This is a genomic window from Celeribacter naphthalenivorans (assembly GCF_020524585.1).
Taxonomy (GTDB): Bacteria; Pseudomonadota; Alphaproteobacteria; order Rhodobacterales; family Rhodobacteraceae; genus Celeribacter; species Celeribacter naphthalenivorans.
Genome location: NZ_JAIVLK010000005.1, coordinates 148,170 through 165,405 on the forward strand (window position 1 = coordinate 148,170; position 17,236 = coordinate 165,405).

A 17,236-nucleotide genomic window follows, 5' to 3' on the forward strand; every position below is an offset into this window, starting at 1 on the left:
CTCGCGCTGCGGTCCCGGCGCAATCTGTGGCTCCGCGCATTGGTCGCGCATCTTTCCCCTCAGGAGTTCACCTTAACCTGATTAACCTTAATACCGGTTAAGGTGAATGCGGAAGGGATGTGACGAGAGTCCCGCCGAGGCGAAAAGGCGGATGTCGACGCCTGTTCTATGGGATCGGGCGCGGGCTTAAACCCCGACCTGAGGCCCCATGCAGGCCAACGGCCCATCAGAGGCCCAAGCCTCATAAAGCTCCGTGCCACTGTCGCCTTGGAATACGGCCTTGAGCTTGTCGCTTTCGACGAAGAATTGCCAGCATTGCGGCGCAAGGCCGTCTTCGTAGACGAAGCAAATGTCTTGCTCGCGCTCGTACCAAATGCCCTCTTTGCAAGTGTCCTGATCAAAGGCCCATCGCACGCGATTTCCCGGCAGATATTCCTCCGCGCCGTAGGGTTGTCCGTCTTCTGCGAAGGTCAGGGTTTTCCCTGTCGCGTAGGCGTCGAATTCTTCGCCAGTGAGAGGATCGGCAAAGGCCACAGTGGCGCTCAAGAGCGCGCTAGCGAGGGGGAGGAGGCAAGTCTTCATCATTTGGCAACCATGACACAAGGCGACGAGTCGCTCCACTCACTTTCTTAACAGGTGGTTAACTGAACCTTGTGTCCCTGTGGCGGCATGAAGGCGCGCGACGCGCGGGTCCATCACTTTGCGCCACAGGGGCGGGATCAAGGCGAGCGTCGCCATAGCGGGAAGCGAGCGCGGCAGTTGCGGCATCTCCTCTGTCACTGCCAGCGCGGGATAGGGCTTCATCGGATGGGCGTGGTGATCCGAATGCCGAGGGGCGTTGAGCATCAGAAAAGACGTGAACCATTGCGGGCTGTTCCAGCTATGACCTGCGCTCACGGGTTCGAATTTGCCGGGCGCAACCTCTCGACGGCGTAGCCCATAGTGCTGCACATAATCCGACAGCATAAGCTGAGAAGAGGCATAGCCCGCGAGCAGCATGTATTTGAAAACGCCTGTGAAACCACCAATGAGATAGGCCAGCGCGAGACAGACGATCGCGCCGCCGACATAAAGCACGTAAGGGTGCAGATCGGTCGATTTGGCACGTGCTCGCATTGCGTTTTCCTCACGTAGACCGGCCCGGAACGACCCCAGCCAGGCGCGGGGCAGGAACCGGAAATAGCTCATGCCGAGAGGGGCGGAATTCGGGTCTCGGGCGGTGGCCGCATAGCGGTGATGCACACGGACATGCGCGGTGGCGTGATGGCCGAACAACAGCGTGATATAGACCCAAGTGCCCAGACGGCGCAGCGTTCGGTCGGAGCGATGCACCAGCTCATGCGCATTGGAGTTCGACACCTGTCCAAAGAACAATCCCATACCGAAAAATACGAAGAGCCTTTCCCAAAATGCGAGTTGCCCATTGGAGAGCGCCCAGACCGCGAGCGGCAAAAGTGCAAAATGCGAAAGTGCCAGACCCGTCGAGAGGGCGTTGGCGTCCGGAAATTCAGCCTCCGGGTTTTCGGGCGCGCGGGCAAGGATGACGAGCTGATCGAGAGAATAAGCCAGCGCCGTCATATAGAGAAATCCGGCCACGGCCCAAAATCCGCCAAACAACGCGCCCAAGGCCAAAAGCGCCACAGGCGCCAGCGTCGTGACCGCGAAAAAGCGAATGATGTGAGTGGTTTTCTGCGCCATCGTCTGTGTCATGGACGTCCCTTTAAATCTGTGCTGACTATAGGCATGAGCTTGCGGCCTGCAAAAGCGAAACCTGTGGCTCAGACGGCGGGGAGGGGTGATTTTGAACATCATTTTATGGGGTTTGGCGGGGGCAAGTGCCTTGGCTTACCTGCCAATGACCGGACGCGCGCCGACGCTTTGGCGCAGCGGGATCAAGACCATTCCTTTGAGCCTCTTCGCGCTGTTGGCGTTCCTTCATGGCGGGTCATCTTGGTTAATATTCGGACTGGTTTTATCGGCGCTGGGCGATCTGGCGTTGTCGCGTGAGGGCAAACGTCACTTTCTGATCGGCCTCGTCAGCTTTGCGCTGGCGCATCTCTGTTATGTCTTTCTGTTTTGGGCCAAGCTCGACACCCTCTTTTGGCCCGGCATTGTCCTTCTTGCCGGGGTCGCATTGTCGACGGAATTTTGGTTGGCGCCGCATACAGGCGCCTTGCGCGCGCCGGTGCGTGTCTATGTCCTGCTCATCTCTGTGATGACGGTGCTGGCGCTGAGCTTGCCCGAGACCTGGCGCCTGGCGAGCCTCGGTGCCGTCTTGTTCCTGCTCTCCGATCTCATCCTTGCGATCCAACTCTTTCGCATGACGCCCGGCACACGGGCGGCGCGACGGGCGGGGTATCTGCTCTGGACCCTCTATATTTGCGGGCAGGGCGCGATCCTTTTGGCCTTTGTGCCGCGCGTTTGGGGGCTTTCATAAAGGGCAAAGACCCATTAAGTGACGACAGGAACGGAGGCCCCATGTCGCTTTTTTCGAAACTCAAATCCCGTCTGATGAAAACCTCGTCGAAGCTCGACGAAGGGTTGGAAGCCATTGTCGAGGACGGTGGTGAGGAAAGCAGCGCGGAGGAGGCCTATGTCGAAGAGGTCGCGGCAGAACCGGAAGCGCCGGAGCCGCCCGTTGCCCCGGATGTAACACCCGAGCCTTTGCCGACGCCAGAGCCCGAGCCGCAGCCGATCCCGGATCTGACACCTGAACCCGCTCCCACGCCTCTGCCGGAAGAGCTGCCGACGGATGTGCCGCAGGAATTGCCAGCCGATCTTCCGGGCGCGCCCGAGCCGGAGGTCACGCCGCCCTCCGAAGTTGCGCCGCTTGAGATGCCCGTGCAGACACCGGTGGAAGTTCCCCTCGAAATGCCAGTTGAAATCCCTGTTGAAATCCCGGTCGAGACGGTGATCGAAACACCCGCCCAAACCCCGGATGTGTCCGTCAAGCCGGGCTTTCTGGGCCGCCTTTTGGGCCGCAAGGAAACCAAAACCGTTGTTCGCCGCGCGCTGGACGACGATATGCTGGAGCAGCTCGAAGAGCTGTTGATCACCGCCGACATGGGCGTCGAGACCTCCATGCGGGTGACCGCCGCCATGGCCGAAGGGCGTTATGGCAAGAAACTTTCGGTCGAAGAGATCAAACGCCTGATGGCCCAAGAGGTCGCGCGCATCATGGAGCCGGTGGCGAAACCGATGCCGATCTACACCAAGACGCCGCAGGTCGTGCTGGTTGTCGGTGTGAACGGCTCGGGCAAGACGACGACCATCGGCAAACTTGCGAGCCAGTTCCGCGCGGCGGGCAAATCCGTTGTGATCGCGGCGGGGGATACTTTCCGCGCCGCAGCCGTTGAGCAATTGCAGGTCTGGGGCGAACGCGCCGGTGTGCCGGTCCTGACCGCGCCGGAGGGTTCCGATCCGGCGAGCCTGGCCTTTGATGCGATGACCAAGGCGCAGGAGATCGGCGCCGATCTGTTGATGATCGACACCGCGGGCCGGTTGCAAAACCGCGCCGACCTGATGGAAGAGCTGGCCAAGATCGTCCGCGTGATCCGCAAAAAGGACGAAACCGCGCCGCACAACACTTTGCTTGTGCTCGACGCCACGACAGGGCAAAACGCGGTTTCTCAGGTCGAGATTTTCCAGAAGATCGCGGATGTCTCCGGCCTTGTCATGACGAAACTCGATGGGACCGCCAAGGGTGGGGTTCTGGTCAGTCTGGCCGATAAATTCGGCCTTCCGATCCACGCGATTGGCGTGGGCGAACAGATTGACGATCTCGCCCCCTTCGATCCCGAAGAATTTGCCGCGGCCCTGACGGGTCTGGAGGTTTGATGCTCGAAATTCTGCACGCCATTGGCCCGCAATCCTGGGTCTCGGCCGGTAATCCATTGGAGCGCCGCGAAGCCATGCAGGAGCTGTTTTTCGATCATCCGGTCTGCCCGGATGACACGGCGGAGGATTGGCCCGAGGACCGCGAGCTTTACGCCGAAATGGTGGTGGTCAAGGGCGAGCGTCTGGTGGGGACGGCCATGTTGGTGGTGGACCCCGACCGCGAAGATCGCCCGGCCCGCATCTGGGGCATGGGGGTTTTGCCGGAGTTTCGTACGGATTTCGTGATCCGCACGCTGGAAGAAGCGTTGATCACGGCGGGATATCTGGACCCGGCCTATCCGTTCATCGAGGCGACCGACGGGATGCTGGTGCCGAATCCTTATTCCGACATGCCGGGGCTGACGCGGTCCGATCCGCGCGCCGCCTGAGGTCTGCGCTCAGACGCTGTGCATTTTCAGGCTCTGGACCTTTATCGGAGCGAGAGATAGCAGGGGCGCATGAGCGATTTTATCCTTTCCCTTGAGGGCACGGAAACGGGCCACCACGCGGCGCTGATCCTGGCGCTGATGGCGGCGTTTCTGCATGCGCTTTTCGGCGCGCTTCAGAAAGGGCGACACGATCCGTGGCTGTCCCGCGGCGCGATGGATTTCTTTTACTGCATCATGGCCGCGCCTTTCGCGCTTTTCGTCGTGCCCTGGCCAGAACCGCATATGTGGTTGATTTTCCTCGGCATGTTCGTGATCCACATGGGCTATAAAACCGCGCAGGGATTCACCTACACCAAGGGCGCCTATACGGTCGTCTACCCGGTGGTGCGTGGCTCGGGGCCGCTCTTTGCGGTCATCGGCGCGGGGTTTGTGTTCGGCGAACACTTCACTTTGGTGCAGTGGCTCGGTGTCTTGGTTTTGGTGTCCGGCATTTTCGGGCTGGCGCTTTACAACCTGCGGACCATCACGGTTGGGCGCGATACCATGGTGCCCGCCTTGATGTTGGCGGTGCTGACCGGCGCTTTCGTGGCGCTCTACACGACCTATGACGCCTACGGCATCCGCTCGACGGCCGATCCGTTCACCTTCTTGGCGTGGTTCTTTTTTCTCGACGGTTTGGTGATGCCCGTGGTGGCGTTTTTGCGCTATCGGAATATGGTCGAGAAACCGGCGCTCGGGCCCTTGGCGGTCAAAGGATTCTTTGGCGGCATTGTGGCCTATTTTTCCTTTGGCTGTATCATGTTGGCGACCCGTCTTGATAACGTGGGCGAGGCGGCTGTGCTGCGGGAAACCTCCACCGTTTTCGCCGCGCTGATCGGATGGATCGTGTTGGGCGAAAAGGTGGGACCGAGAAGATTGTCCCTCATGGCCTTGATTGCCTTGGGTGCGGTCATAGTTGAGATGGGTGGATAAGGAGCGCGCATGTCGGAAGAGAAAGAGATCAAGCCTTGGGTGAAACCGGTTCTCGAAATGGGGCCGATTCTGGCGTTTTTCGTGGGCTATATCGCGCTGCGGGACCATGTGTTCACCATCGGCGGCACGGAATATTCCGGGTTTATCGTGATGACGGCGGCGTTCATCCCGCTTTTGGCGCTCTCGACGCTGATCCTGTGGCGCCTGACCGGCAAGCTGTCGGCGATGCAGATCATGACGCTGGTGCTGGTCGTCGTCTTCGGGGGGCTCACGATCTGGCTCAACGACGAACGGTTTTTCAAGATGAAGCCGACGATGATTTACATCATGTTCGGGGCCATTCTGGGTGTCGGGCTTTTGCGGTCGAAAAGCTACCTCTCCTTGGTTCTGGGCGAGGTGATGCCTTTGGATGCCGAAGGCTGGCGCAAGCTTGAGTTTCGCATGATGCTGTTTTTCTTCGGGCTGGCCGTCGCCAATGAGGTGATCTGGCGGACCCTGACGACGGACACATGGGTGAAGTTCAAAACCTTTGGCCTGCCAATCGCGATGTTGGCGTTTTTCATGGCGCAAAGCGGGCTGATGGCGCGGCATTCGACCGAAGACGATACGAAAAAGGCGGATAAGGACGCGGCGGAGTAACCGCCTAAGTTCCGGTGATCGTGTAGGGCAGATAGGCAATCGCGAGGGCGGCAGAGCCGGTGAGGCTCAGCCCTTCGATCAGAATATCCTGCCCGGGTGCGCCGCCGACGATGCGGTCGACAAAGCTCCGCGAGGCGATCATCGACAAAAGCTCCGGCGAACTCATGAGGCTTGAATGCCCAAGTGGGCCGGGGCGGGGCGCGATGGAGGTGTCGACGACCAACACGCCAAGCCGCTGCAACTCTTCGATATTTTCCGCCTCTCCGACGCGCGGATGTCCGCCCGTGAGCACCGAGGACAGTTTCAACGCCCGATCCCGGCGCGAGGCGAAGACCGCGAGTTCCACGTCATAGGGGCGCAGATCGGTGATCTGCGTGCGGAACAGATCGATGTCGATGTCAGCCTGCACCAGAACCACGCCGTTAAGCCGGTCCAACGTCTCTCGGTCACCCTCGAGCGCCAGACGTTTGAGCGCCTCCATCGTCAACAGCCCGCCCATGGAATGCGCCAGAATGGTGATCTGTTCGGCCTGACTTTGGGCCAGTTCGCGCAGGGTCTGGGCCAGCGCCTTGCGGGCAAACAAAACGGAATCGCGGTCATAGGCATAGCGTGACAGCCGTCCGGCAGAGGGCCATGAAAACAGCACCATCGGCTGGTCCATCTCGAAATCCGTGGCGATCTGGGCCGCGCGGAACACGGCGCCGGGGTAGGAGACGTTGTAACCGTGGACGAACAAAACGACACCGCGTTCGCCTTTGGGCAGGGCGCGGACGCGTTGGTTCAGGACGTGGCGAAAGTCGGGTTCCGTGTCGAACCGCCGACTATTTGCGACGAAAAACTGACGTTCCGGATCGAGAGGCGTGCGGGGAAAGGAAAATTCGCCGGGATTGCGATCAGATGGCACCGAGATCTGGTAATCGCAAAAGAACCGCATGTCAGACCGGGCTGCTTCAAAGAGCTGCTGCGGGTCCTGCGACACGGCGCGGTTTGTGACGACCAGAAGGTCGCGCGTTTGCGTGGCCTGCGTCTCCGGCGGGGTGTTCATCAAGGGCACGGAGCAGGCGCTTAAAGCCAACGCACTGCTGCCCAGGAGCATCTCCCGCCGGGTGAGGATCACTTCTGTGCTCCGCCTTGCCCAAAGAGAATCTTTTGCGCCTCTTTGTCATGCGCCGTTTCCGTGCGTTTCTCAGCCGCCAAGGCCCGTCCGCGCTGCACGGCCGGGCGCGAAGCAATACGTGCGATCCAGCGTTTCAGATGCGGTTTGTCGTCGAGGCTCTGTTCCTGTTTTTCCCACAAGGACGCCCAGGGCCAGATCGCCATATCGGCGATGGAATAGAAATCGCCCGCGACGAATTCCTCTTCGGCCAGCCGACGGTCAAGCACGCCATACAAACGCGCCACCTCATTGCGATAGCGGTTCTTGGCATAGGGCAGGTCGTTCGGCGGCTCCATATTGGGCGCGTAGCTCAGGAAGTGATGCGCCTGTCCGGCCATGGGACCCAGCCCGCCCATCTGCCACATCAGCCATTGATCGACCGAGACCTGATCGCGTTCGCCACCGCCGTAGAATTTGCCGGATTTGCGCGCGAGATATTGCAGGATCGCGCCGGATTCAAAGATCGAAATGGGCCGCCCGCCGGGGCCTTCGGGGTCGACGATGGCGGGCATGCGGTTGTTCGGGGCGATCTTGAGAAACTCGGGCGCAAACTGTTCGCCCGCGCCGATGTTCACCAGTTTGACCTCATAGGGCAGGTCCATCTCCTCGAGTGCGATGGAGATTTTCCAGCCGTTCGGCGTAGGCCAGTAGTAAAGCGTGATGGGGGTGTCGATCATATGTCTCATCCGTTGTCATCTCCCACCCGCACAGTCGGCGGTGGGATTTGCCTCAGGATGACGCTTTGCGCGAAAAGGACAAGGGCGAAGCGAAGGAAAACGCAGGCCAAAGATGCGAAAACCGGGGCGCATGGGTGGCGGGAAGCGCCTCTTGTAACAATCCCAGCGGCAGGCGTTCGGGATGACGCAGAGCGGTGCGGTAGAATTCAAACACACCCGCACGCAGATAGGGTGACCAATGACAGATTTTCTTGTCGGCTGCGGGTATGTCATAGCCCAAACGGGCAAGTGCGGCGCGGGTTGCGGTGTCGTCGATCTGAATGTCGCACCAATTGCGATGCGATTGTCCCAGGCCTGCGCCCAGCGAGCGGGATGGCGCATGATCGGGGACCAGCGCCATCTCAAAGAGCGCATCGAAGAGATCATTTTCCCGTGAGGTCACGTTCAGCACCTCCGCCGTGCGCCCGGCGGCGCTGTCGAGCGTGTGTTCGGCGGTCGAGCGGAACTCTGCGGCAGAAAGGAGAATCGCGCGGCGCACCGCGCCTTCGGGCAGATGCGGCAGGGCGGAGAGGATCACGCGCGCGCCCAAAGAGTGGCCCATCACATGGACAGGACGGTCGAGCTTCCAGATCAGCCGGGCCAAGGCCTCGCCGGTGGCGCGGGCCTCGGAATAGGCCTGCCAGATCGAGCCACGCGCCTGCCAGCCGAGCGCAATGCAAAGCCCCTCGTCGGAGCGCCCGGTGCCAAAACCAAGCCCGCGCGGCCAACTCAGCGCTTTGCGACAGGTCAGGCCGGGATCGAGCGAGAGGATATGATCATGCGGGTCGTGCTCTGGCACAAGCGGCGAGAATTTGTAGCCGTGGACACAGATCACAATCGGCGCGCCCTTGGGCAGCTTCGCCAGAGCCTCGCGCAGGACCAGAGACGTGCCTGCGGGCAAAAAGGACCCATCTGTGTTGATCTTCAAAAGGGGCATCTGCGCCACCCTCTGTTGCACCCGATTGTCTTCCCTGGCTGTGATATGCGCGAGAAGTGTCACGATGCTGCGACAGGGCGGTGAATCTTTGTTAACGAGAGCGGGCGCATCGGTCATATGCTTGACAGGATGTCGCAGGATTTGTACCCCGCCTATGAGATGACCACGTGGCGATTTGTTCTCCGGATTGCGGGCCACGCTAAAAACACCGCTAAAGAGGTCAGGACGAGACGCCGGGTTGGTCAGAACCCACCGCGCCCCAGCCCTTGATCGAATGGGGATAATGGCGAAAGGGATCACGATGACCAACAAGAACTCGACTGGGAAAGCCTGGAAAACCCAAACCAAACTCATCCACGACGGCGTACGCCGCTCGCAATATGGCGAGGTGTCCGAAGCCTTGTTCCTGACGCAGGGCTTTGTCTATGACACCGCCGAGGCCGCCGAGGCGCGCTTCGTCAACCAAGGCGAGGACGAGTTCATCTACGCCCGCTACGGCAACCCGACGACTCGCATGTTTGAGGATCGGATGGCCGCGATTGAGGGCTGTGAAGACGCTTTTGCGACCGCCTCCGGCATGGCCGCCGTCGCAGGCGCTTTGATGTCAGTGCTGAAAGCGGGCGATCATCTGGTGTCCTCGAAGGCGCTCTTTGGGTCGTGTCTTTACATTGTCACCGAGGTGCTGCCGAAATTCGGCGTCGAGACCACTTTGGTCGATGGCACCAACTTGGACGAGTGGAAGGCCGCGATCCGTCCCGACACCAAAGCCGTGTTCTGCGAAACCATTTCCAACCCGACGCTGGAGGTCATCGACCTCAAAGCCGTCTGTGATCTGGCCCATGCCGTCGGTGCGCTGGTCGTGGTCGACAACGCCATGTGCACGCCGATTTTCTCCTACGCGAAAGAGGCCGGCGCCGATCTGATCATCTATTCCACGACCAAACATGTGGACGGGCAGGGGCGCTGTCTCGGCGGCATCATCGCGGGCGACCGTGAGCTGATCCGGGGTCCGGTCGAGATGTATATCAAACACACCGGCGGGGCGATTTCGCCGTTCAACGCCTGGATTCAACTCAAATCCCTCGACACGCTCGACCTGCGCGTGCGGCGTCAGGCGGAGACGGCGATGAAGCTTTGCGAAGCTTTGGATGGTCATCCGGCGCTCAACTCCGTGCGCTACCCGTCCTACAAATCGCACCCGCAATATGAGCTGGCCAAAACGCAATCTGAGGCCGCCGGCACGGTGATCACCGTCGATCTCAAGGGCGGCAAGGAGGCGGCGTTCAAATTCCTCAACGCGCTTGAAGTCTTTACCTTGTCGAACAATTTCGCCGATGCGAAATCCATCGCGACGCATCCCTGCACCACGACTCACAAGAACGTGCCGGTGGAAAAGCGCCCGGAATTGGGCCTGACCGACGGTCTCGTGCGGCTGTCGATGGGGCTTGAGGACGGTGAGGACATCATCGCGGATATTTTGGGCGCGCTCGAAGCGGTTTGATCCAAACGCAAATCCCCTTCGTAGTGGTAATATCTGTGAAACCTCTTATATGAGGCGCAGCGTTGAAGGGATTTTCGATGAACATGCATCCGAGCGATCTTGAGAAGAAGGACCGGGCGGCCGCCGAGGCCGCTCTTGCGACCCTGCGGGACTGGGCTTCCAAGGCCACGCCGACCGAAGTGGCCGAGCTTGATCCAGCCATCGCGCGGCTTTTGCCCGAGGCCAATGATTTCGCCAACTACCCGGCGTTGCGCCGCGCCTACCCGGAAGATTTCGAGGTGGACGAGGCCTATAAAGAGGGGCTGCCCGATCTGCAAAACGGGCCGGAAAGCCTGATCAAAGGCGCTAAGCGGCAAATCCAGCATGTCGGCATCTCGAACTTCCGCCTGCCGATCCGGTTCAAGACCCGCGATGATGGTGACTTGACGCTCGAGACCTCCGTCACCGGCACTGTGTCTTTGGAGGCGGAGAAAAAGGGCATCAACATGTCCCGCATCATGCGGTCGTTCTACAAACACGCTGAGCGCAGCTTTTCCTTCGATGTGATCCAGGCCGCTCTACGGGATTATCAAAGCGACCTCGACAGTTTCGATGCCCGCATCCAGATGCGGTTTTCCTTTCCGGTGAAACGCCCGTCTCTGCGCTCGGGCCTCGAGGGGTATCAGTATTACGACATCGCGCTGGAGCTGGTGGAGATTGCCGGTAAAATGACAGAAATCATGCATTTGGACTATGTTTATAGCTCCACTTGCCCCTGTTCCCTTGAACTTTCCGAACATGCGCGCCGTACGCGGCACCAACTCGCCACGCCGCATTCGCAACGTTCTGTGGCGCGGATTTCGGTCGAGGTGAAGAACCAGCAAGACACGCTTTGGTTCGAAGATCTCATTGATCTTTGCCGCCAAGCCGTGCCGACCGAGACGCAGGTCATGGTGAAACGCGAAGATGAACAGGCGTTCGCCGAGTTGAACGCCGCCAACCCGATTTTCGTCGAGGACGCGGCGCGTTTGTTCTCAGAAGTCTTGGAAAACGATCCGCGCATCGGGGACTTCCGCGTGGTCGCTTCGCATCAGGAAAGCCTGCACTCCCATGACGCAGTCTCGGTCCTGACCGAGGGGGAGACCTTTGCCGCGCAAAGCCTCGATCCCAAACTGTTTTCGACGCTTTTCCACGTCGGATAAGGGACTGTGATGCCTCTGCCGCAAAGGCGTGCTTGACTTGCGGGCGCAGCCCCGCCAAGCCTTGGCCTCATGACGGATTTAAGACCTGTTGGATATGTGATCGGCACGCTTGTCGCCCTTTTGGGGCTGACGATGGCGATTCCCATGGCGGTGGACCTGCTTATGGGGTCGGGCGAATGGCATGTGTTCTTTCGAGCGGGGGTGATCACCTTCGTGATCGGCGCGGCCTTGTTGTTGTCGACCCAAAATGGCCAGCAACAAGGTCTCACGATCCAACAGATGTTCCTTTTGACGACGCTCATTTGGCTCATCCTGCCGCTGTTCGGTGGCATCCCCTTCATCCTCGGCGCGACCGAGGCCGATCTGACCGACGCGTTTTTCGAGGCGATGTCGGGCATGACCACCACCGGTTCGACGGTCTTCTCTGGCCTTGATGATTTGCCCGAAGGCATCCTCTTGTGGCGCTCCATGTTGCAATGGTTTGGCGGCGTCGGGATCATCGTCGTGGCCATGGTCTTTCTGCCTGAGCTCAAAGTGGGCGGCATGCAGGTGTTTCGCTCCGAAGCCTTTGAGACGGATGGCAAAGTCCTGCCGCGCGCCGGTGAGATTGCCTCGCGCATCTCGGTGATCTACGTGGCGCTGACCTTCCTGTGTTTTCTGGGCTATGTCCTTGTCGGCATGTCGGTTTTTGACGCTCTGAACCATGCGCTCACAACGCTATCAACCGGTGGGTTTTCCACCCGCGACGCCTCTTTCGGCGCCTTTCAGGGCCCGGCGGAATATGTTTCGTCCTTCTTCATGATCCTCGCCTCGCTGCCCTTTGTCCGCTTTGTTCAGCTCATCGCGGGCACCGCAAAGCCGCTCTGGCGCGACACGCAAATCCACGCCTATCTGATCATCATTTTCGGCCTGACCATCGCCTTTGCGGTCTACCGTCTCGTGGTCAACGCCGATCATTTCGAACATTCCTTCCGCGAGGGCCTGTTCAACGTCACCTCGATCATTTCCGGCACCGGCTATGCCTCGACAGATTACCAGCTTTGGGGCGCTTTCCCGGCGGTGGCGTTTTTCTTCATCGGCCTCATTGGCGGCTGCGCCGGTTCGACGGCCTGTTCCGTGAAAGTCTTTCGCTATCAGCTTTTGTGGGCCTCGATGCGGGCACAAATCCGCAAAATCCATAGCCCCAACGGCGTTTTCACGCCCCGCTACCAAGGCCACCCGGTGACCGAGGACGTGCTCTCCTCGGTGATGGCGTTTTTCTCGTTTTTCATCGTCACTTTGGGTGTCACGGCGGTGTTGTTGGCCGCCACGGGGCTTGATTTCATCACCGCTATTTCCGGTGCCGCGACCGCTTTGGCCTGTGTCGGTCCGGGCTTGGGCGACATCATCGGGCCTGCGGGGAATTTCGAGACGCTCAACGATCCGGCGAAATGGATTCTGGCCATCGCCATGCTGATTGGACGGCTCGAGGTCATGTCGGTTTTCGCGCTTTTCACTATCCGGTTCTGGCGGGGGTGATGCTTGGCAGAAGAGATGGCGGAAGAGAATGAGCACGTCCTGAGCTTTTACCGCGTGCGTCAGGCGCTGGGGCTCGTGGCGCTCATCCTGCCGTTTCTGTTGATCGGCGGCGGCTTGCCCCTCGACGATCACCTGCGCGACTCCGTGTCGAACTATTTCTTTTCGCCGCTCAGAGAGGCCTTTGTTGGGTCGCTTTTCGCCATCGGCGTGTTCCTGATTTCCTACAAAGGCTACCCGCGCCGTCGGGGCGAGACCTTTTCGGATCAGGTTCTGTCCAGCGTGGCGGGCGTCTCCGCGCTTTTGGTGGCGGTGTTTCCGTCTTTGGACGATTGCGTGGTGGTGAAGGCGAATGAGAGCGACAGCTGCATTTTGCCCGAGATCACCGTGACGCAAAAACTTGTTGGCGTCGATTTGTCCGCTTGGGTCCATAACCTCTCGGCGGTGGTGTTTTTCCTCTGCCTCGTGGTGTTCTGCCTCGTGCAATTCCCGAAAACCCAAAGCCGCGTGCGCCCCTATATCTACAAGGCCTGCGGCTACGGCATCCTCGTGGCGCTGGCGATGATCGCCGGGTCTTTCGTCTACGCGCGCTGGGGCGGAGGGCAGGCGTTTGTCGCTCGCCATAATCTCGTGTTTTGGGGGGAGGCCATGGGCATCTGGATCTTCGCGCTGGCCTGGTTGACCAAGGGCAAGGCGGATCAGGCGGCGCTGGCGTTGTTCCGGGCCTGAGGCCAAAGAAAAACCCCGCCAGAGCGGGGTTTTTTATGTTTTTTGCACTGAAAAATCAGATCAGTTCCAGCAGCTGACCAGAACCGTCATGTCACGCCCGATGGTGACCAGATCGCTGTCCGAAGCCCCCGCGGCGGCCTCAGAGGCGGACATGGTCACGCCGTTTTCGGACAGGAAACCGGCAATCTTTTCCATGTCATAGGCAAAGGCCACATCTTCGGGCAGGTCACGCCCCTGCGTCATCGCGGCAGAGGAGGCCAGCATGCCGATCACGGCGCCTGTGCTGGACAAAAGCGGACCACCCGCTTCGCCCGGGAGCGTGGTCATTGCGAGGCGCAGGATGTCGTCTTCGCCGGACAGGCCTTTGTGCTCGGCCATCAGACCGTAGTTCAGCGTCGGCGCGCCGAGGCGGCCCTCATAGGCAAAGCCCGACACAGAGACCTCGGATTGCAGACGCGGCAATTGGCTGTCGAATTGGGCGATTTCGAGCGGCGCCAGAGACTGTGCCGGGGTCAAAAGCGCCATGCCGTCAGCCGTCGCGGTGATGGTCGCGTCATAGGTCTCGTCGAGGGTAATCTTGGCGCAGCTTGCGACCAGAGCGGCCTCGGTCAGAACGGTGCCTTTTTCGTCGACATAAAACCCGCTGCCGGCCTTTTCCGGGCGGCGAATGTCGAGACCGGCCATCAGGTCGATGTCCTGCGCGGCACCTTCGCCATAGGCGTCGGGCAAGACGCCGTCGGTGGGCGCGAAAGACGCCTGCATCGCTTCCAAAGCCATCTGGTGACGTTTTTCGTCAGAGGTGTTGCCGGGCGTCGGCCAGATCAGAGTCCAGCCTTTGACCACGCCATTCACCAGTTTGGCTTCGGTGTGGGACGTGATCTGGGCATTGGTGCCGGTGAGGCTAAAGCTGTTCTGATCGCGCGACCGGGGGCCGTCCATCGGCACAATCTCGAGCGTCTGCATGATCTCATAGAGACCGCCCAAAGTGGCCGTATCGCCAGTTTGCGAGATCAAGAGGACCTGTGCGTCGGAGCCATCCTTGGCGGCATACTTCGCGAAAGGCGGCGTGTATTCGGAGAACTCCACAACGCCTGTCGGCAGGGTGATCGCGATGCCCGCAACGTCATCCACAACCGGGCGCAGGCCAAGGCTGTTCACCACGTTTTGGTAAGCGGCCAGCACTTCGGCGCGTTGACGGGTGGTCAGAACGCCGGTGGTCTCATAGCCCTGAAGCGCCTGCCATTCGGCCATGGCGTTGCGGGTGCCGGGGCCAAAGGCGCCGTCGATGCCGGAATTGTACACGCCCGCGAAATGCAGCGCGGTTTGCAGCGCCTCGCGTGCCGGGCGGTCCAATGCGCGCTCAGAGGCACGAGCTTCAGCCGGGGTTTCGTCCAGATCGACCGGCTCCATCGCGGTCTCGATCACCTCTTCGGCGACGGCATCCGTTGCCGGGGATTCCGTGGCTTGCGGGGTCTCAATCGGTGCCAGCGTGGAGACATTCACGCCGACCGGCCAAAACGCGTCCTGAAAGCGGGTGCCGTCGGTCAGATAGCTGTCGCCGGGAATGCGGCCCTGGGCACGGAGCGCCAGACGGGCGGCTTCGGCCTCGGCCTCGGTGGCGTAGGGTCCAAGCGCGATGGCGTGCCAGCGGCCCGGCAGGTTGAAGCCCACGACATTGGGCAGACCATTGGCATAGCCTTGGGCGGCTTCGGTGGCCTGTGTCAGAGAGGGCTGTGCCTCGATCTGAATCCATTGTTCCGCCGAGAGTGCTGTGGTGAGGAACAGCGAAGCGGCAACGCCCAGAGGCGCGACTGCGAAAAACCTAGTCATGAAAACCCTTACTTTTTGTCGAACGGGCCATAGGGGGACCTGTCGCCCTTGTTCGTCGTCTTTTCTTCGGGCGCTAAGAAAACAGGTTTGGGGCCGAGGTCAATATCCGGGCGCTCCGTGAGGGGCAGAAATGGAGGATATGTGATCGAATTGGGCCGGATTTCGGGCGTTCCGCCGCGAAGGGCCGGGATTGACCCATGATTGACCGATGATTGACCCATGGGTGACATTGACGCCCCCGCCGGGCTTGCCTATTGAAGAGCCGCATTCGATGCGTGAAAACACGGCCATCACTTTTGGCGAAACTTCTGGCGAAAGACGTCCCATGTCCGAGACTGTAGATAAACCGCGTTCCTTTCAGGAAATCATCCTGAGGCTTCAGGCCTATTGGGCCGCGAAAGGCTGTGCCGTGTTGCAGCCCTATGACATGGAAGTGGGCGCGGGGACCTTTCACCCGGCGACGACGCTGCGTTCTTTGGGATCGAACTCTTGGGCCGCGGCCTATGTTCAGCCCTCGCGCCGTCCGACCGACGGGCGCTATGGTGAGAACCCGAACCGGTTGCAGCATTACTACCAGTATCAGGTGCTGATCAAACCGTCGCCGCCGGATTTGCAGGATTTGTATCTCGGCTCTCTCAAAGCCATCGGTATCGACACCGAGCTGCACGACATTCGTTTCGTCGAAGACGACTGGGAAAGCCCCACGCTGGGCGCTTGGGGCCTCGGTTGGGAGGTCTGGTGCGACGGGATGGAAGTGTCTCAGTTCACCTATTTCCAACAGGTCGGTGGCCACGATTGCCATCCCGTGTCTGGCGAGCTGACCTACGGGCTCGAGCGTCTGGCGATGTATGTTCTGGGCGTCGATCACGTCATGAACATGCCCTACAACGATCCGCAGGCGCCGATCGCGCTGACCTATGGCGATGTGTTCAAACAGACCGAGGAAGAATATTCCCGGCACAATTTCGACGTGGCCAACACCGAGAAACTTCTGTCGGATTTCTTAAATGCCGAAAAAGAATGCCACGCCATTCTCGACCAAGAGCATATTGATCCCAAGACCGGCAAACGCATTGTCATGGCGCATCCGGCCTATGATCAATGCATCAAGGCCTCGCATATCTTCAACCTGTTGGACGCGCGCGGCGTGATCTCCGTCACCGAGCGTCAGGCCTATATCGGCCGTGTGCGCGCGCTGGCCAAAGCCTGTGCCGATGCCTTCGTTTTGACCGAGGCGGGCGGCTGGAAAGCAGAGACTGAGTCCGCATGAATGGCAAACTGGTCGCAGGTGGTATCGTGATCTCCGCACTCGTGTTCGGCGCTGGCCTCTATTATTCGCAGGTCTACGCCTATTACAAACCGATCCCGGCCAATGCGCCGGCGGCGTCCGTCACGGTGACCACCTTTGAAGGCCTGTCTGAGGACATCTTGGCCGAGAATTTCACAGGCATCGACGCCGACACCTCGCCGATCAAATTCCGCGCCTGTTTCACCACGCCCCTGTCCCTGTCTATGATGACGGAAACCTTTCAGCCCTATGAGGACGCGGCTCCTCTGGTGGCGCAGAAATGGTTCGACTGTTTCGACGCAGGCGTGATTGGCGCCGATCTTGAGGCGGGCCGGGCCGTCGCCTTCTTGGGCGCAGAGAATTCTCCCTATGGCATCGACCGTGTGGTCGCCATCTACCCCGATGGCCGCGGCTTTGCCTGGAACCAGATCAACCGCTGTGGCGATGCCGTGTTCGACGGCGATCCCACACCCGTGGGCTGTCCGCCCGCTGCTGAAGGAAACTGAC

General features: G+C 60.2%; 17 protein-coding genes and 1 riboswitch. Of the genes, 11 read left to right on the top strand and 6 right to left on the bottom strand.

Annotated features, from left to right (window positions below):
* Positions 1-186 precede the first annotated feature (186 nt).
* Positions 187-546 carry a hypothetical protein gene (locus LC094_RS12235; RefSeq protein WP_404815002.1) on the bottom strand — a complete coding sequence of 120 codons (360 nt, stop codon included), beginning with the start codon at positions 544-546 and terminating at the stop codon, positions 187-189.
* 75 nt (positions 547-621) lie between these two features.
* Positions 622-1,710: an alkane 1-monooxygenase gene (locus LC094_RS12240; RefSeq protein WP_226553080.1), complete on the bottom strand. Its 1,089-nt coding sequence runs from the start codon at positions 1,708-1,710 to the stop codon at positions 622-624.
* A 91-nt stretch (positions 1,711-1,801) separates the two neighbouring features.
* Here LC094_RS12240 and LC094_RS12245 point away from each other — a divergent pair, with 91 nt between their 5' ends.
* From LC094_RS12245 to LC094_RS12265, 5 genes are all read left to right on the top strand, one after another.
* The gene (locus LC094_RS12245; protein WP_226553081.1) at positions 1,802-2,437 is read left to right on the top strand and encodes a lysoplasmalogenase; all 636 of its coding nucleotides are present in this window, start codon (positions 1,802-1,804) and stop codon (positions 2,435-2,437) included.
* A gap of 41 nt (positions 2,438-2,478) precedes the next feature.
* Positions 2,479-3,837: a signal recognition particle-docking protein FtsY gene (ftsY, locus tag LC094_RS12250; protein ID WP_226553082.1), complete on the top strand. Its 1,359-nt coding sequence runs from the start codon at positions 2,479-2,481 to the stop codon at positions 3,835-3,837.
* On the top strand, positions 3,837-4,265 hold the full coding sequence (locus LC094_RS12255; protein WP_226553083.1) for a GNAT family N-acetyltransferase: 429 nt from the start codon (positions 3,837-3,839) through the stop codon (positions 4,263-4,265). Before ftsY ends, LC094_RS12255 begins: the two co-directional genes overlap by 1 nt.
* Positions 4,266-4,334: 69 nt before the next feature.
* The gene (locus LC094_RS12260; protein ID WP_226553084.1) at positions 4,335-5,237 is read left to right on the top strand and encodes a DMT family transporter; all 903 of its coding nucleotides are present in this window, start codon (positions 4,335-4,337) and stop codon (positions 5,235-5,237) included.
* Positions 5,238-5,246: 9 nt separating this feature from the next.
* Positions 5,247-5,876, top strand: coding sequence for an inner membrane-spanning protein YciB (locus LC094_RS12265; protein ID WP_226553085.1), 630 nt, complete (start codon positions 5,247-5,249; stop codon positions 5,874-5,876).
* Positions 5,877-5,880: 4 nt separating this feature from the next.
* Here the strand turns inward: LC094_RS12265 and LC094_RS12270 are convergent, their stop codons facing one another.
* The 3 genes from LC094_RS12270 to LC094_RS12280 form a co-directional block, all read right to left on the bottom strand.
* A complete protein-coding gene (locus tag LC094_RS12270; protein ID WP_226553302.1) occupies positions 5,881-6,921 on the bottom strand; it encodes an alpha/beta hydrolase in 1,041 nt (346 codons plus the stop codon).
* Between the two features lie 68 nt (positions 6,922-6,989).
* Positions 6,990-7,709 (bottom strand): glutathione S-transferase family protein, encoded by a 720-nt coding sequence (locus LC094_RS12275; RefSeq protein WP_226553086.1) that lies wholly within the window; start codon positions 7,707-7,709, stop codon positions 6,990-6,992.
* A 52-nt stretch (positions 7,710-7,761) separates the two neighbouring features.
* On the bottom strand, positions 7,762-8,685 hold the full coding sequence (locus LC094_RS12280) for an alpha/beta fold hydrolase (protein ID WP_226553087.1): 924 nt from the start codon (positions 8,683-8,685) through the stop codon (positions 7,762-7,764).
* A 157-nt stretch (positions 8,686-8,842) separates the two neighbouring features.
* Positions 8,843-8,921: riboswitch (SAM riboswitch) on the top strand.
* Between the two features lie 65 nt (positions 8,922-8,986).
* Here LC094_RS12280 and metZ point away from each other — a divergent pair.
* The 4 genes from metZ (at position 8,987) to LC094_RS12300 (ending at position 13,611) form a co-directional block, all read left to right on the top strand.
* The gene (gene metZ / locus LC094_RS12285; protein WP_226553088.1) at positions 8,987-10,186 is read left to right on the top strand and encodes an O-succinylhomoserine sulfhydrylase; all 1,200 of its coding nucleotides are present in this window, start codon (positions 8,987-8,989) and stop codon (positions 10,184-10,186) included.
* 77 nt (positions 10,187-10,263) lie between these two features.
* The gene (folE2, locus tag LC094_RS12290) at positions 10,264-11,367 is read left to right on the top strand and encodes a GTP cyclohydrolase FolE2 (protein ID WP_226553089.1); all 1,104 of its coding nucleotides are present in this window, start codon (positions 10,264-10,266) and stop codon (positions 11,365-11,367) included.
* 69 nt (positions 11,368-11,436) lie between these two features.
* Positions 11,437-12,885 (top strand): TrkH family potassium uptake protein, encoded by a 1,449-nt coding sequence (locus LC094_RS12295; RefSeq protein WP_226553090.1) that lies wholly within the window; start codon positions 11,437-11,439, stop codon positions 12,883-12,885.
* Positions 12,886-12,888: 3 nt separating this feature from the next.
* Positions 12,889-13,611, top strand: a complete 723-nt coding sequence (locus tag LC094_RS12300) for a DUF998 domain-containing protein (protein ID WP_226553091.1) — start codon at positions 12,889-12,891, stop codon at positions 13,609-13,611.
* Positions 13,612-13,671: 60 nt separating this feature from the next.
* Here LC094_RS12300 and LC094_RS12305 read toward each other — a convergent pair whose 3' ends face one another.
* On the bottom strand, positions 13,672-15,441 hold the full coding sequence (locus tag LC094_RS12305) for a serine protease (RefSeq protein WP_226553092.1): 1,770 nt from the start codon (positions 15,439-15,441) through the stop codon (positions 13,672-13,674).
* Positions 15,442-15,766: 325 nt separating this feature from the next.
* Here LC094_RS12305 and LC094_RS12310 point away from each other — a divergent pair, with 325 nt between their 5' ends.
* Positions 15,767-16,711, top strand: coding sequence for a glycine--tRNA ligase subunit alpha (locus tag LC094_RS12310; protein ID WP_226553093.1), 945 nt, complete (start codon positions 15,767-15,769; stop codon positions 16,709-16,711).
* Complete coding sequence (locus tag LC094_RS12315) at positions 16,708-17,235, top strand: DUF6446 family protein (RefSeq protein ID WP_226553094.1); 528 nt, start codon at positions 16,708-16,710, stop codon at positions 17,233-17,235. The genes LC094_RS12310 and LC094_RS12315 overlap by 4 nt, the downstream gene beginning before the upstream one ends.
* Position 17,236: the final 1 nt, after the last annotated feature.